Annotated in this window: 12 protein-coding genes, 1 tRNA gene, 1 pseudogene and 1 other annotated feature (1 of these 15 only partly in view); of the genes and pseudogenes, 9 read left to right on the forward strand and 5 right to left on the reverse strand. The window is 36.9% G+C overall.

Annotated elements, in window-relative coordinates:
• Positions 1-84, forward strand: a binding site (T-box leader) (it extends 144 nt beyond the left edge of the window).
• A gap of 60 nt (positions 85-144) precedes the next feature.
• On the forward strand, positions 145-1275 hold the full coding sequence (locus OS139_RS02840; RefSeq protein ID WP_002331609.1) for a 5-methyltetrahydropteroyltriglutamate--homocysteine S-methyltransferase: 1131 nt from the start codon (positions 145-147) through the stop codon (positions 1273-1275).
• Positions 1276-1925: 650 nt separating this feature from the next.
• Here OS139_RS02840 and OS139_RS02845 read toward each other — a convergent pair.
• On the reverse strand, positions 1926-3539 hold the full coding sequence (locus OS139_RS02845) for an FAD-dependent oxidoreductase (RefSeq protein WP_325066789.1): 1614 nt from the start codon (positions 3537-3539) through the stop codon (positions 1926-1928).
• 193 nt (positions 3540-3732) lie between these two features.
• Entirely contained in the window at positions 3733-5667 is a 1935-nt protein-coding gene (locus tag OS139_RS02850) for an ABC-F family ATP-binding cassette domain-containing protein (RefSeq protein WP_002323592.1), read from the reverse strand.
• A gap of 225 nt (positions 5668-5892) precedes the next feature.
• Here OS139_RS02850 and OS139_RS02855 point away from each other — a divergent pair, with 225 nt between their 5' ends.
• On the forward strand, positions 5893-6549 hold the full coding sequence (locus OS139_RS02855) for a redox-sensing transcriptional repressor Rex (RefSeq protein ID WP_002287746.1): 657 nt from the start codon (positions 5893-5895) through the stop codon (positions 6547-6549).
• Positions 6550-6622: 73 nt separating this feature from the next.
• On the opposite strand, the gene OS139_RS02860 is transcribed toward OS139_RS02855, so the two are convergent.
• Entirely contained in the window at positions 6623-6976 is a 354-nt protein-coding gene (locus OS139_RS02860; protein ID WP_002287745.1) for a thioredoxin family protein, read from the reverse strand.
• Between the two features lie 192 nt (positions 6977-7168).
• On the opposite strand from OS139_RS02860, the gene OS139_RS02865 reads away from it, so the two are divergent.
• The 5 genes and pseudogenes from OS139_RS02865 to OS139_RS02885 all read left to right on the forward strand — a co-directional run bounded on the left by OS139_RS02865 (position 7169) and on the right by OS139_RS02885 (position 12468).
• Positions 7169-8098 (forward strand): permease, encoded by a 930-nt coding sequence (locus OS139_RS02865; RefSeq protein ID WP_002331607.1) that lies wholly within the window; start codon positions 7169-7171, stop codon positions 8096-8098.
• Between the two features lie 10 nt (positions 8099-8108).
• Positions 8109-8951, forward strand: coding sequence for a TIGR03943 family putative permease subunit (locus OS139_RS02870; protein ID WP_002306130.1), 843 nt, complete (start codon positions 8109-8111; stop codon positions 8949-8951).
• Between the two features lie 246 nt (positions 8952-9197).
• Positions 9198-9973: pseudogene (locus OS139_RS02875) on the forward strand (LytR/AlgR family response regulator transcription factor).
• 175 nt (positions 9974-10148) lie between these two features.
• Complete coding sequence (locus tag OS139_RS02880; RefSeq protein ID WP_002287741.1) at positions 10149-10892, forward strand: ABC transporter ATP-binding protein; 744 nt, start codon at positions 10149-10151, stop codon at positions 10890-10892.
• Positions 10885-12468 carry a hypothetical protein gene (locus OS139_RS02885; RefSeq protein WP_002306131.1) on the forward strand — a complete coding sequence of 528 codons (1584 nt, stop codon included), beginning with the start codon at positions 10885-10887 and terminating at the stop codon, positions 12466-12468. Before OS139_RS02880 ends, OS139_RS02885 begins: the two co-directional genes overlap by 8 nt.
• 250 nt (positions 12469-12718) lie before the next feature.
• Here OS139_RS02885 and OS139_RS02890 read toward each other — a convergent pair whose 3' ends face one another.
• Positions 12719-13198, reverse strand: coding sequence for a threonine/serine exporter family protein (locus tag OS139_RS02890; RefSeq protein ID WP_325066790.1), 480 nt, complete (start codon positions 13196-13198; stop codon positions 12719-12721).
• 15 nt (positions 13199-13213) lie between these two features.
• Positions 13214-13966 (reverse strand): threonine/serine exporter family protein, encoded by a 753-nt coding sequence (locus tag OS139_RS02895; RefSeq protein ID WP_002289867.1) that lies wholly within the window; start codon positions 13964-13966, stop codon positions 13214-13216.
• Between the two features lie 116 nt (positions 13967-14082).
• On the opposite strand from OS139_RS02895, the gene OS139_RS02900 reads away from it, so the two are divergent.
• Positions 14083-14153 (forward strand) — tRNA-Gly (locus OS139_RS02900).
• A gap of 361 nt (positions 14154-14514) precedes the next feature.
• Positions 14515-15240, forward strand: coding sequence for a DNA/RNA non-specific endonuclease (locus OS139_RS02905; protein WP_002296505.1), 726 nt, complete (start codon positions 14515-14517; stop codon positions 15238-15240).
• Positions 15241-15316: the final 76 nt, after the last annotated feature.

The following is a 15316-nucleotide window of genomic DNA, read 5'->3' on the forward strand; positions in this document are numbered from 1 at the left end:
AAGACCACTGATTTTATTGTCAGGCTGAGAGAAAGAATGTTTTTTCTGAAAAAAGGTGGTACCACGAGTATAATCGTCCTTTTACTAGTATTTGCTAGTAAAAGGATTTTTTTTTACAAAAAAACAAAGAAAAGAGTGAGTGAAATGAGCAAAAACAAACCATTTACAGTAGATCATGTCGGAAGTTTCTTACGCCCGCAATCGATCAAAGAAGCAAGAAAAAAAGTTCAAGAAGGCTTACTTTCAAAAGAAGAACTTCGTGCAATCGAAGACCAGGAAATAAAAAAATTAGTGGAAGACCAAAAAGCAGTCGGCATCAAAGGAATTACAGATGGTGAATTTCGGCGTGGATTTTGGCATCTTGATTTTTTAGAAGAACTAAATGGTATCGAAGGCTATGTTCCAGAAACTGGATATAATCAAACATTCCACGGAAAAGCAGCACCAGCTTATAATATTCGGGTAGTAGATAAATTATCTTTCAATCCAAATCACCCATTTTTAAAAGATTTTGCTTTTCTGAAAGAAGTAGTGGAAACAGATGATACTTTTGTTGCAAAAGCAACGATCCCTAGTCCCACGATGATTTTACGACAAGAGATCCTATCTAATGATGGTTCTTCAAAAATCAAGGAGATTTATCCTGATCTATCTGATTTTTATGAGGACTTGTCCTCTACTTACAAAGCAGCGATTCAGGCTTTTTATGAAAAAGGTTGCCGTTACCTGCAATTCGATGATACAAATTGGGCGTTTCTAGCTGATCAAACTAAAAGAGAAGCACTTCTTCAAAAAGGAATTGATCCGAAAGAAATGGCCCATATTTGTACAGAGATTATCAATAACGCACTGGAAGACAAACCAGAAGATTTGACGATCACAACACATATCTGCCGCGGGAATCACGCTTCTTCTTGGCTGTTTTCCGGTGGATATGAACCCATTGCAGAAGAGTTGTTTTCAACAAATTATGATGGTTTCTTTTTGGAATACGATTCTGACCGAGCAGGAGATTTTACTCCTTTAAGACATTGGAGTAACAAAGAAAGTAAAGTTGTTTTAGGATTAGTTACTTCTAAGTTTCCAGATTTGGAAGATACGGAGAAAATAAAAGAACGAATAAAAGAAGCACAACAATTTGTACCATTGGAAAATCTAAGTATCAGTCCTCAATGTGGGTTTGCTTCAACAGAAGAAGGAAACCATTTAACAGAAGAAGAACAATGGAAGAAAATCCAATTATTGCAGCAAGTCGCAAAAGAAGTTTGGCTATAAAAATGTGAGGCTTGGCAAAAAAAAGCGTCCCAAAAAGTCGGCTTTTCATGGAGTGGAGAAATCCACTCTTTTTTATTTACCTTTTATATTATTTATTTGTTAAATAAATAGGAACAAAAAAATTAAATTACTTAATACACACATTAGGGATCATTCGTTGAAGGATTAGAAGACAACGAGGATGGCGAAAAATATGATTACAATAGAAAAGTCGTTCTAAACAAATCAGTTCCTAGTATCACACAACGCAAGCCAGTCGATTTGATGAGATTGGAGGAGTGAAAGCAAACTTTATTATATAAGAAAAAATATTCGAAAGGGATGCTAGTTTAGGTACTAGTGCTGATGAATTAATATGATGCCTCGTAATATTAGGCGTAGTTACTCTAGAGACATCACTATGGACTATGATTTGTCTCAGAGTCACAACATGTTTTTTTATGAAAAGAAACAGCTAAAATAATTAAATTGCGCAATGTTTAAACTTTCTTAAACTATAACCTAATAAATGTGAAGAAATAATGCACAATTTCTTCACATTTATCTTCTATTCTATATACATACCAACCAACAACCCTATATACTTTTTCATTTTTACTCCTCAAGTAAAAATAACTCCTAGACCGCAGCTACCCACCGCGGTCGTTTTTTTATTCTTCAATCAAAATCGCTTTGATACCCAAACCTGCCAAGATTCGGGCAGAAGTATAAGTATTCAATCCTCTTCTGAAAGTAATATAAATTTTTTTATCTTTAGGGATTTCATTGATTCGATCTCGTAACTCATTCATTGGAATATTTTTTGTTGCCGAGATACTGCCAGAAGGTGCTTTATTAGGTTCACGTATATCTAAAAAGAACGCTTCTTTCAAATCGTTTTCGGGTATATCACTTGCTTTGATCGTTTCTACGATATTCGTCATTTGATTGATTGCGACATAACCAGCTATATTCAACGGGTCACGGGTAGTAGAATACGGTGGAGAGTAAGGCAACTCCAAATCAGGCAAATCAAAGACTGTCAAGTTTCCGGTGATTGCTACAGAAAGTTCTCCCATCCGTTTATCGACACCTTTTTCTCCAAATGCTTGTCCACCTAAAATACGACCGCTATCTGCATCAAAAATCAGCTTTAGATTTAATCTTGTAGCTTCTGGATAGAAATAGGCATGGTCAAAAGGAGTGATAAAAACAGTTTTATAATTTGTTATGCCTGATGCTTTTAATGCATGTTCTGTCATTCTCGCATAACTTGCTGTATGATCAAAGATTTTTGCGACACCTGCACCAATATATCCGCGATAGCGCATAGGCGTACCATTTAAAATATCTGCCAGCATATGTCCTTGACGATTGGCCGCACTGGAAAGCATACTTTGGATCGGCTGACCAGTCACTACACTAGTCGTTTCGATAATATCGCCAATCGCATAGATGTCCGGCAGATTGGTTTGTAACTGGTCATCAACAATGATCTGGCCTGTATCTGATAATTGTATGCCGGCTGCTTTCACCACTTCATTATTCGGAGAAACACCAACAGCAAAGATTAGCATATCAGCAGAAAGGACGGAGCCATCTGATAATACTATTTCTCGACCTTTATCACGGATCTCAGTAACTCTTGTTTCTAAATGAACGGCTAATCCTTCTTTCAGCAATTTGTCATAAACTAAATCAGCAATTTCTGGATCATAAGGGAAAGCGACTTGTGGCAATTGATCGATTAAAGTCACGTCTAAGCCGCGATGCTTGAAATTCTCAGCTAATTCCAGACCCATAATACCTGCACCAAGAATGACGACATGTTGTGGATTTTTTTCTTCAAGGAACGATTTGATTCGATCCGCATCCGTCACACTACGGAGGACAAAGCCGTTTTCTGCTTCAAAAACTCCGGGAATATCCGGATAATCTGGTCTAGCACCAGAAGAGATGATCAACTTATCGTAATCTGTTTTTGTTTCTTCATTTGTGGATAGGTCTTTAACTGTTAATCGCTTAGTAGAAGGATCGATTGTTGTTACTTCGTGTTTAGTAAAGACATCGATGTTGTTTTTTGTTTTCAATATTTCTGGTGTACGTTTGATCAGCGAGTCACGGTCAGTGATCACACCTCCTAAATAATAAGGCAAAGCACAACTTGCATAAGAAATATTTTCTCCGCGTTCATAGATAATGATTTCGTGCGCTTCATTCAATCGACGGAAACGAGTGGCAAATGAAGGACCGCCAGCTACACCGCCAATGACAACAACTTTCATAAAAACATCTCCTTTTCTACGTTGATCGTACTATGTTATGGTAAAAAACAGCAAATAATTGTGCCGGAAAATTATTGTTTATTTTGTCAGTAGAGAAAAATAGTAAGAAAAAGAGAAAGGTTTCGCTATGTTTCTGCATAAAAAAGAAAGAGGCTATGACAACAGTGCTGTCACAACCTCTTTCCATTGGCTTTTAATTCTCGTATTCTTCTAATTCCAAGCTTAGTTCTTCCCATTCCGTCAATTTTGTTTCTTGATCTTGTCTAGCAGCTTCTAAATCTTGGTTCAGCTCATTGAGTTTTACGTGATCTTCCAGGTTTTCTGGCGCGACCATTTCTTGTTCCAACTGATCGATCCATTCATCGATCCGCGCCATTTCTTCTTCAACCTGAGTAATTTTTCGTTGAAGGCTACGGATAAGCTTTTGCTGTTCTTTGCTTTGGTAATAATCAGATTTGTTCGTGGGAGCAGGAGCAGATTCTGGCTCATCTTGTGCCAACAATTCGGCGATTTCTTCTTCTTCCTGCTTTTTCTCTAAATAATAATCATAGTCTCCTAGATAGACTTTGCTGCCATTTTCAGAGAGTTCGACGACTTTTGTCGCGATCCGATTGATGAAATATCGGTCATGGGAAACAAAAAGCAGTGTGCCGTCATAATCGATCAATGCATTTTCTAATACTTCTTTGTTGTCAATATCTAAATGGTTTGTTGGTTCATCCAAAATCAAAAAATTTTCTTTGTTCATCGCTAACTTGGCTAAAGCAACCCGTGCTTTTTCACCGCCACTTAGCAGAGGGATTGGTTTTTCTACATCTTCGCCAGAAAATAAGAAAGCACCTAAAGCACTTCGAATCTCTTTTTCTGGAGTGGTAGGATGCTCATCCCACAATTCTGCTAGGATCGTCTTGTTTGTATGCAGATCAGCTTGACCTTGATCGTAATAGCCGATGGTGACATTTGTCCCTAGCGTTTCTTTTCCACGGATAAAAGGGATCTGGTGAATGATTGATTTCAGCAATGTCGATTTCCCGATACCATTCGGACCTACTAGAGCAATCGCTTCTTGACGACGGATATCTAGATTGATTGGTTCAGATAAGGTGACATTATCATATCCGATAGCGGCATCTTCGATTTGCAAGACTACATTTCCAGAAGGCTTTTCTATACTGAATAGAAAGTTTGCTTGTTTTTCATCCCCTTGAGGACGATCCAGCCGGTCCATTTTTTCTAATGTCTTTCTGCGGCTTTGCGCTCGTTTTGTGGTAGAGGCGCGAACAAGGTTCCGAGCAACGAAGTCTTCTAATTTATGGATTTCTGTTTGCTGCTTTTCATAAGCCTTCCATTCACTTGCTAGCTGTTCTGCTTTCAAATCTAGATATTTCGAATAGTTACCTTTGTAATGGCGCATTTTTCTTCTGCTTAATTCATAGACTTCATTGACTACTTTATCTAAAAAATAACGGTCATGGGAAACAATCAATAATGCACCAGTATAGCTTTGCAGATAATTCTCAAGCCAGGAAAGCGTCTCGATATCTAAATGGTTCGTTGGTTCATCTAGAATCAAAATGTCAGGGTGTTGCAAAAGCATGCGAGCTAAAGCTAAACGTGTGCGCTGTCCGCCTGATAAAGTATCGATTTTCTGATCATAAAATGAAGAATCGAATTTAAACCCATGCAATACGGAACGAATTTCATTTTCATAACCATAGCCGTTTCGATCTGAAAAATCGTGTTGCAGCCGGTCGTATTCTTTTAAATAAGAAGTATATGCAGGTGTGTCTGGCGTACCTTCGCTAATGAAAATCTCTAGCTCGCGCATTCGCTCTTCCATTTGTCTAACTTGTTCAAAAGCTTTCAGCATCTCGTTCCAAACTGTTTCATTGGAATCAAGTCCTGTGTCCTGAGCGAGGTATCCGAGAGTCGCTGTTTTATTTTTAGCGATCTTTCCTTCATCAGGTGCTTCAATTCCAGCAATGATCTTCAATAAAGTCGATTTTCCAGCGCCATTTCTGCCAACTAAAGCGACACGAGCGCCTGTACTGATTTCTAAATGTATGTTTTCAAATAAGACTTCTGCACCAAAATGGCGAGCAATCTGATTGGCTTGTAATAATATCATGGAATCCTCTTTTCTACTTTGTGAATTCTCCTCAAATAAAAAACTATTTTTCAATTAGTAGTCTACCATAAATTCCATTATACTGCGAGATTTGCAGAAATGATAAATAAATGAATAAAGAATAAAATTTCACAATATCTGAGCAATGGAATTGATTTTTTCCTATAAATACTGCTATGATGGAGAAATCAAAGATGTAATTAGACAATACGTGGAGGTCATTTCGTGAAAGATCATATTATTCCAAAGGCGACAGCTAAAAGACTGCCTTTGTATTATCGCTATTTAAGGATTTTAAATAATGCTGGAAAGAAAAAAGTGTCTTCAACTGAATTAAGTGAAGCCGTTCAAGTAGATAGTGCAACGATCCGTCGAGATTTTTCTTATTTTGGCGAATTAGGAAAACGTGGGTATGGTTATGATGTAGAAGATCTTATGCACTTTTTTGCAAAGACATTAAACGACGATCAATTGACAAATGTTGCGCTGATCGGTGTAGGGAACTTGGGAAGTGCTTTACTAAAATACAAATTCCATCAAAGTAATAGCATACGTATCAGTTGTGCTTTTGATGTGAATGAGGAAATCGTTGGGCGCATCGTAGACGGTATCCCCGTTTATCCAATGGAAGATATGTCAGAACAAATCAAGATCCAACAAATCGAAGTAGCAATTTTAACGATACCCGCTGAAAGAGCACAAGAAGTAGTCAATCAGTTAACGGAAGCAGGAATCAAAGGAATCTTGAACTTTACCGCTGCTCGATTGAATGCTCCGTCAGATGTATTGATCCAAAATGTTGATTTGACGAATGAATTGCAAACCTTGATCTATTTCTTGCATTCTGACGCAAATGCGCATTCCGAAAATACAGCAGAATAAAAATAAAAAGCGATTGAACAAATGAAGGCAAAACTTTCACTTGTTCAATCGCTTTTTTCTGTTTGGACAACGATTATTTTGTTCGGAAGATTTCTTCATAAGAAAGGGAATCATCTTCTGCTGTCAGTTCATCTAGTAGATAACGGATTTTTTTAAAGTCGATGAACCGTGCTTGCCGAAAGACTTCTTTTCCTTGATGAAAAATCAGGACAACTGGCGCAGTCAGCACTTCAAATTTACTAGCTACTTCTGGTGTTTCAAATGCATCCAAATGAAGTGCCGGAATATCATAATGTGTGAGAAGTTCCTCTAGTCGTGGACGAACAGCGTGACAAACACTGCAATTAGGCATCGAAAGATAAATGACGGCAACGGATGACTGTTGCAGTATGTCTTGAACTTCAGTCAAGTTAGTGGTTTGTTTCATTTTTATTCTCCCTTTTATGATAGAAGTGATATGTATGAGACCTTAATTTAATGGGAATAACAGAAAAAGTCAATTGAAGTGCTTTGGTAAAAAATAAGAGTTGTGTAAAAATTTACAGAGCAACTTGTTTTTTTTTGAATAAAAGCGTATATTTGCAAAGCGAATGAACTAGAAATAAAAAGGAGGAAACTCATGTTTTCTTTTATTCCAAATTCGGTTTTGCAGATGAGTACGATTTTCTTATCGATCGTTATTGAAGCATTACCTTTCGTATTATTAGGCTGTCTTATCTCAGGTGCCTTACAAGTATTTTTGACCCCAGAACGTGTGAAGCGATGGCTTCCTGAAAATCGTATATTCTCTATTTTTACTGGTTCGATCTTAGGATTTTTCTTTCCTTCATGCGAATGCGGCATCGTACCGATTGTTCATCAATTTGTTAAAAAAGGCGTACCAGTTCACACAGCGTTTGCTTTTATGCTGACTGCTCCGATCATCAATCCAATCGTGATTTTTTCCACTTTTATCGCATTTGGCAATTCTTGGCAGATGGCAAGCTGGCGGGTGATAGGCAGCTTTTTTGTTGCCCTTGTGATTGGTGTCTGGCTTGCCTATTTTCAAAAAGACGCTGTATTGAAAGAAAAAATCACGTCTAAAGTAGCAGGAAATCACCATCATCATGTCCATGAAGAAGAACAAAGTGAGAAGAATGAACCAAAAAATCAGCTGATCCATCAAACTGGGCATGTGTTGACACATTCAATCGACGAATTTTTTGATACAGGTCGTTATTTGATCATTGGCGGATTAATCGCAGCTGCGATGCAGACTTATTTACCAACTAGAATTATGCTAACGCTCGGCTCAACAAAGATTTTAGCCATTATCATCTTGCTGTTATTGGCCTTTACGATGTCTCTTTGCTCAGAAGCAGATGCGTTTATAGGATCTTCTTTGTTAAGTCTGTTCGGCACAGCACCTGTAGCTGCCTTTTTGGTCTTTGGCCCAATGGTCGATATCAAAAATCTACTGATGATGAAACAATATTTTACAGGACGCTTTATTTTATCGCTGATCGGACTGATTGCCCTTAGCGTTATTGGATTCACATTATTTATTTAGGAGGGAAAATATGCTACGGTTTTTGATTTTATCTGGGTATTTCGAATTGATGATGTACTTGCAAGTTTCTGGCAAACTCGATCAATATATCAATGTCCATTATCGCTACTTAGCTATTCTTTCAATGATTTTATCTGCTCTTTTGGCTTTAGTTCAGCTGTATTTGTGGGTCAAAAACGGAAAAGCAGAGGAAAAGGCATATGAGCATGATCATGACCATGGCCATGGGTTGTCAAAACCTTATCAACGTGGAATCGCTTATGTACTGCTAGCTTTGCCAGTAATCGTGGGGACGTTGTTTCCAACAGTTAGTCTCGACACTACGATCGTAGAAGCCAAAGGATTTAATTTCCCAGTAAGTAAAGAATCAGTAGGGGATCCGGAGATGCAGACACAATACTTAAAGCCGGATACCAGTATTTATTTCAACAAATCAGACTACTTAGACCAAATGAATGAGTTGAAAGAAAAGTATGGGGATAAGCAAACTATCAAGATTACAGATGAAAACTATTTAGAAGTTATGGAGTTAATTTATAATTACCCTAGCGAATTCATTGGCAAAAAAATCAGCTATGAAGGATTTGTTTACCAAACACCGAACGATAGCAATACAGATATCTTCTTGTTCCGATTCGGCATTATCCATTGTGTGGCAGATTCAGGAGTCTTTGGTTTGTTGACGCATATGCCGGAAGGAGTAACGGTTAAAAATGATGAATGGTATAAAATAGAAGGAACCATCCAATCAGACTATTATCAACCATTCAAGCGTGAAATCCCATCTGTAGTTGTTACAAACGCTGAGAAAGTCTCTGCTCCGAAAAATCAGTATGTGTATCGTTCTTTTTAAAAGAACAAAATAAATAAACATAGCTCAGACAGCTGACACGCAAGGACGTCGGTTGTCTGGCTTTTTTTCATGATGTATTCATTTGTTTGATATTTATTTTAGAAGCAGCATCCTGAAAGTATTTGATATCGGTTTCAAAGGTGTTGGAAAAGATTGTGAAGAGAATTACAATTTATTCCTAACATGTATGTTGAAAAGTTGTATGAAATGATTTTGATAGTAAAATATCGAGTGGAGGTACTTTTTATGGTAACGCGTATATTTATTTTGGATGATAGTTTGGTTTTTGAAAAAATGCTAGTAGAAATTTTGGAAGAATCTAGAATTTTATTAAGTCCTTGGAAATTTGAGATCGTTCAGGGATTGAACGTTATACAATTTGTTGAATTCATTAAAAATAATGAAATCTATTCCTCAGATATTTTTTTCCTAGACATCGATTTGAACGCCTATTATAGCGGTATTGAACTAGGCGAAATGCTTAGAGAAAAGAATGAAAAGTGTAAAATTGTTTATCTAACGTCTCATCCGAATAAAGCAATAACTGTTATTAATCGAAAGATTACGCCTAGTGGTTATTTGATAAAAGAATTCACTTATGAAAAAAATAAAAAAAGCATCCAAAGTTACTTATTGAAAGAAAAAGAAAACTATCCTGTTCAACATGCTACGAAAAAAAGGTGGACAACTGTCCGTTATGGTAATAGCGATCACTATATCCATTACGATGAAATCCTTTATCTAAGAGCATGCCAGGTTATAAAAATAAAATAGGCCTAGTATTGAAAGATGAAGAGATTCTCGTAAACGGCACAATTAAAAAATATAAAAAATCACTCGAATATGAGTATTTATGTAAAGATTTAAAAGCTTATATCATTAATACTGAAAACATCACATCTATTAGCAGAGTAAACGAAATAGTAACATTTGCAAATGGAGAACAACTAGAGATGGGAAAGAGAAGTATTGATAAACTAAAGAATTTTATGCAAGAAAAGATAGAAAATGAATCATTTTAAAGAAAACAAAGACTCATATCTTACCTGTTAGAAGAGTGTTTTCCTGTAGAAGAGAACAACCCAAGTAGCAGCCTAGTCGTTTCTATCCTTTTTTGTTATGCACTCTTTTTGACATTTACTCCACCAATAACGAAGGGTACAATAAAAAGTAATAACAAACAAAAGGAGTACAGAAATGATTGAATTCATCAATGTAAGTAAAAGTTACGGGAAAAAACAAGCATTAAAAGACTTGTCTCTCTCGATAAGACAAGGGGAAATTTTTGGATTTTTAGGACATAATGGTGCCGGAAAATCAACTACGATTAAAAGTTTAGTTAGTATTATTGAACCATCATCGGGAACGATTTTAGTAGATGGAATGAAATTGACGGAAAATCGCTTGAGTATCAAACAAAAAATCGGTTATGTGCCTGATTCCCCAGATATTTTTTTACAATTGACGGCTGGAGAATATTGGGACTTGATTTCAGCTGCCTATGAATTAGACACACAAAAAAAAGAAAAGCGTTTAGCAGAATTGACAGCGCTTTTTGATATGTATAGTCATCAAAATGAAACAATCGCAAGTTTTTCACATGGAATGCGTCAAAAAACGATTTTGATCGGCACGTTGCTGCCGGATCCAGATATTTGGGTATTGGATGAACCTTTGCAAGGACTTGATCCTCAAGCAGCATTTGATTTGAAAGAAATGATGAAGGCTCATGCCGCAAAAGGAAAAACGGTCATTTTTTCTACACATGTATTGGATACCGCACAACAGTTATGCGATAAACTGGCTATTTTGAAGAAAGGTGAATTGATTTATCAGGGGGCAGTTAGTGAATTATTGAATGGCTCACCTGATGAAACGCTAGAAAAGATTTATTTGAAAATGGCTGGAAGGCAAGCGACAGGAGATGGACCGTATGTATAAGCGACAATTATTAGAATTAATTCGAGTTAATCTTTTATATGTTAATCCACAGCTCACGAATAAAGCAAGAGAGAAAGGAAAAAAGGGAAAGCGATTAACTATCTATCTTTTGTCTCAAAATCTTTTTTCAGGGCTGATTTTTTTACTGATTTACGGATTTGCTATGTTTGCTATGAACTTTGTTAAATTGCCAGGTTTCTTTACTTATTACGTGGCACTTTTTGGTATGTTAGGTTTAACTCAAAGTATATCAGTCATTTATAATATCTTTTTTGAAGGAAATGACCTGCAAGTATTTTTGCCTCTGCCTTTTGGACAAGGACAGGTTTTTTCAGCAAAGATTTTGGTAGTTGCTTTGACCATCATTCCTTTTGTTTTTCCGCTTCTAGTCATGTTTATTTTAACCGGATGGCGAGCTGATCTAGGGATTTTGCTTACTATCATTATCTCAATCCTTTTGTTTTCTCTATTTTTGATTATTCTTTTTTGTCTGGCTAGTTTGATTGTTTTTGGTTTGGCTCGAACAGCAGTGTTTAAAAAACATAGAAAAACAGTTTCTAGTATCTTGCTTGGCAGCTCGATGCTGATCGCATTTGCTGGAATCATGTGGATGAATCATCAAACGGGGACTATTATTGAAAATGAGTTAACAGATCGGCATCCGATTTCGATATTATTGCCATTCTATGATGCTGCCAGTCAGCCACTTTCTCAACAAGGTTTATTGGGTTGGGGAATACTAGCTATCATGGCTCTGGGATTTTTCCTTGCTGTAAAACAGCTGATAGTACCAAAGCTTACAGAGCAACTGACTGATTCAAACAGTGAGTTCAAAATAAAAAGAACCCATAAAAAGAACCAAAATGTGCATCAGCTTTTATTTAGTTACAATGCTCAATTAGTAAAAGAACCTAATTTGATTATGCAAGTTCTTTCTTCTTCCTTGTTAACTCCAATCATTTTTATTCTTGCTTTTGCCCTAGGAGGCGAAATAAAATTAACTGATTTAGATAATAAGTTAATCGGTGTTGTTTTCCTGGTAGGGATCGCATTGGCTTTCTTAACAGTTAATCAGACTTCTTTTATCAGTAATCTTATTTCTTTGGATCAAGAAAATTTTCTGTTTATCCGTTCTTTGCCAATCTCTATGAACCAATATTTAAAAGAAAAGTTCAGATTCGGATGGATATTGCAGAGTTTTTTAACTGGTGGGATCGCATTATTAAGCGGACTGTCTTTTCGGCTGCCTTTGTTTTTTATCCCTAGCTTGCTATTTGGTTCTTTATTCGGCTGCTACTTATTGTCACTACGTTATTTCGCTAGAGATTATCGGTTGCTGCTGCTGAACTGGACCAATATTAACCAATTATTTAACAGAGGTTCAGGAAGTTTGGGTTTAGTCGCAACTATGATGGGTTCATTGATCATCAGTATTATTCTTATCGTCTTATACGGAATGTTGGCTTTGTTTTATCCATTTTGGTTAGTGAATATTCCTGTGATCGGTTTAGTTCTAATACTTTCCGCTCTATGGATCGTTTATTATCAACGAACGTTTTGGAAAAAATTTGAATAAAGAAGAGGGGCCGTGACAAAAATCATGTCGCAGCCCCTTTTTTACAGATAGAGGGTGTTCAAAAGTCAGTTTCTCAGTATTAAGTCAATTTTATGTAAAAATGTGAGAAGCTATTTTTACAAAACTTTTTTTAATACTCATAATTACTTCTTATTGCTCCTGCGGTTACTTGTCGCAATGTTTGTGAGATATTTTGTCATCGCTCAAGGCTGAACGTCTCTTTCACAACCTTTTCTTTGTTACACTTCGTTTATTTAAAAAGCCGTTTTTTTCGTTTCATCATGATTGCGTCACGCTTTACTTTGAAATTACGGATGTTATGGTTAAAGACTTCTGATAATACAAGACCTAAAGCGATTGCTCCAGCAATCATAATGGCTTGGACCGCATAATGAGCCGCTTCTCGATAGGATTCAGTAACGAGATTCCGAACCGCTTGATAAGCTAAACCACCAGGGACTAGAGGAACCATCCCGGGAATATTGAAAATCGTTACGGGCATTTTCAAACGTTTAGAGAAAAGATCGCTGATGAATGCTACTCCTAAAGAACCAAGCAATGAACCAAAAGCAGCAGATCCGCCTATTTGAAAACAGATCCAGTAGATCATCCAGCCAAAAGCACCAGAAAGACCACAACAAATCAATGAACGCCTAGGTACATTTGTAATAACGGCAAATGCCGCAGTCGCTAAAAAACTAAAAGAAAACTGAATAAATATCGTCCCCATACTTGTGTTCCTTTCCTAATAAAAAAGCTGGAAAATAAAAGCAATCGCAAAACCGATCATCGTAGCAGTCATCATCGCTTCTGTTCCGCGAGAAACTCCTGAGACATAATGTCCAGCTAGCAAATCACGGATAGCGTTCGTAATTTGAACTCCAGGAACTAAAGGCATCACACATCCGATAATGATTAGATCCTGATTGCTTCCTAAGCCAAAACGTACGCTGTAGATAGCGGCTATGCCAATCAATAAAGAAGATAAAAATTCCGATAAAAATTTGATTCTAAAAAATTTCAAACTATATAGATAAGCTGCGTATCCCAATCCTCCAATGACTAAAGTCACAGGTAAATCGGTCATCTTTCCGCCAAATAACACCATAATTGTTCCACTGATCACTGCCGCGCTAACGATTTGCAACCAGACAGGAAAGAAAGAACGGTCTCGGTCGATTGCTTGCAGTTCGCAGTAAAGTTCTTCTAATGTTAGCTCTGAAGCAACATATTTACGTGAAAGATCGTTTACTTTTACTACTTTTTCTAAATTAATCGAACGGTTGGTAATTTGTTCCATTCGGATGGTCGAGGTACGATCAAGACCAATAAAGAGACCGGTTTGAGTGACATAGCTGACCAAACGGAAATTTCCAGAAGCTAAAGCAATTCGACTCATCGTATCTTCTACCCGATACATCTCCGCATTGCTTTCCATCATGATTTTCCCAGCGAGTAAACAAGTGTCCAGCAACAGATCTAATTCTTTTCCCGTCATAGCATCTTCTCCAATAATTGATTGATTAGTTTTATTTTACTACAAAACATACCAGAAGCGTAAAGAATAAAAAAACTTGAGGAAGGAATAAAAGAGGCGTATACTGTTTTTGTATTGCGGGTGTAGTTTAGTGGTAAAATCCCAGCTTCCCAAGCTGATGTCGCGGGTTCGATTCCCGTCACCCGCTTAAAATAGGTTGTGAAAAAGCTGCTCTGCAACAAGTAATAAGAACAGCCAAGCAAAAACAACTTCTTATGTTTTTAACTTGGATGGACTTATTACCGCAGATGCAAGTTTTTGCGCACCGTTTACCAAGCGGTTGTGAAATCAGTGTATTGTCTTGAGTATGAAGAAAATTTTTGAATAATAATAAATACCTTACAGATAGAGTGGTGACTGATTAGAGACGAGGAATCCGTCTCTTTTTTGTATTTTTAAACCATCTTAAAATTGGTTTTATTTTTTTGCTGTTTCTATTTCTTTCCAGTATTTATTTATAGGGGAACATATGTTAAGATTTAGGGAGCTGTTAGTAAAGGAGTAAAGAAATGAGCAAAAAAACAACCAAGGCGATCGTGGGGATTGTCGCTGCTGTGATTGCAGGGGCATTTGGTGTTTCCACCACACAAAAAGATTCAGATATCTTTCAGCAGATTACAACTATTTTTGATTCCACACCACAAGCTTCTCAAGTAGCGGATGTGCCAGAATATGATGGAAAACATCAAGAAATAGAAATCAATGGGAATCAGCCGGAATTTACAAAAGAGGATCTTAGCCTTTCCAAAGGGACATGGGAAAGCTATTCAAATATTGATAAATTGAACAGAGTAGGACAAGCCAATGCTATGCTTGGAAAAGATTTGTTCCCTACTGAAAAGAGAGAGCCTTTGTATATTGACCCGACAGGTTGGAAACAAAAGAAATTAAGTGACGGGCAATGGTTATATAATCGCAGCCATTTAATTGGTTTCCAGCTGACTGGTCAAAATAACAACATTAAAAACTTGATGACAGGGACACGTTCGTTGAATGCTCCATACATGCTTGCTCACGAAAATGATATTGCGGCATATATCAAAGAAACAAATCATCATGTACGCTACCGTGTCACTCCTCATTTTGAGGGGAATGAACTGGTAGCCAGGGGAGTGCAATTGGAAGCAGAAAGCATTGAAGACAAAAAAATTGAATTCAATGTCTTTATCTACAATGTTCAAGATGGCTACACGATCAATTATGAGACAGGACAAGCAACAAAAACAAAAAATTAGTAGCAGCTATTCGAATTTTTTATGAATATTATGAAAAAATTGTGTAAAAACATACATTCAAAGAAATATAGCGTAT

It is taken from the genome of Enterococcus sp. E4-223, from assembly GCF_035727065.1.
In the GTDB taxonomy this organism is placed as follows: domain Bacteria; phylum Bacillota; class Bacilli; order Lactobacillales; family Enterococcaceae; genus Enterococcus_B; species Enterococcus_B faecium.

Bases quoted from the DNA above. Each gene is read 5' to 3' on its own strand.
- OS139_RS02860 (WP_002287745.1), bottom strand. From the start codon at position 6,976: ATGAAACAAACCACTAACTTGACTGAAGTTCAAGACATACTGCAACAG.
- OS139_RS02845 (WP_325066789.1), bottom strand. From the start codon at position 3,539: ATGAAAGTTGTTGTCATTGGCGGTGTAGCTGGCGGTCCTTCATTTGCC.
- OS139_RS02895 (WP_002289867.1), bottom strand. From the start codon at position 13,966: ATGACGGGAAAAGAATTAGATCTGTTGCTGGACACTTGTTTACTCGCT.
- OS139_RS02870 (WP_002306130.1), top strand. From the start codon at position 8,109: ATGCTACGGTTTTTGATTTTATCTGGGTATTTCGAATTGATGATGTAC.
- OS139_RS02880 (WP_002287741.1), top strand. From the start codon at position 10,149: ATGATTGAATTCATCAATGTAAGTAAAAGTTACGGGAAAAAACAAGCA.
- OS139_RS02890 (WP_325066790.1), bottom strand. From the start codon at position 13,198: ATGGGGACGATATTTATTCAGTTTTCTTTTAGTTTTTTAGCGACTGCG.
- OS139_RS02905 (WP_002296505.1), top strand. From the start codon at position 14,515: ATGAGCAAAAAAACAACCAAGGCGATCGTGGGGATTGTCGCTGCTGTG.
- OS139_RS02840 (WP_002331609.1), top strand. From the start codon at position 145: ATGAGCAAAAACAAACCATTTACAGTAGATCATGTCGGAAGTTTCTTA.
- OS139_RS02885 (WP_002306131.1), top strand. From the start codon at position 10,885: ATGTATAAGCGACAATTATTAGAATTAATTCGAGTTAATCTTTTATAT.
- OS139_RS02865 (WP_002331607.1), top strand. From the start codon at position 7,169: ATGTTTTCTTTTATTCCAAATTCGGTTTTGCAGATGAGTACGATTTTC.
- OS139_RS02850 (WP_002323592.1), bottom strand. From the start codon at position 5,667: ATGATATTATTACAAGCCAATCAGATTGCTCGCCATTTTGGTGCAGAA.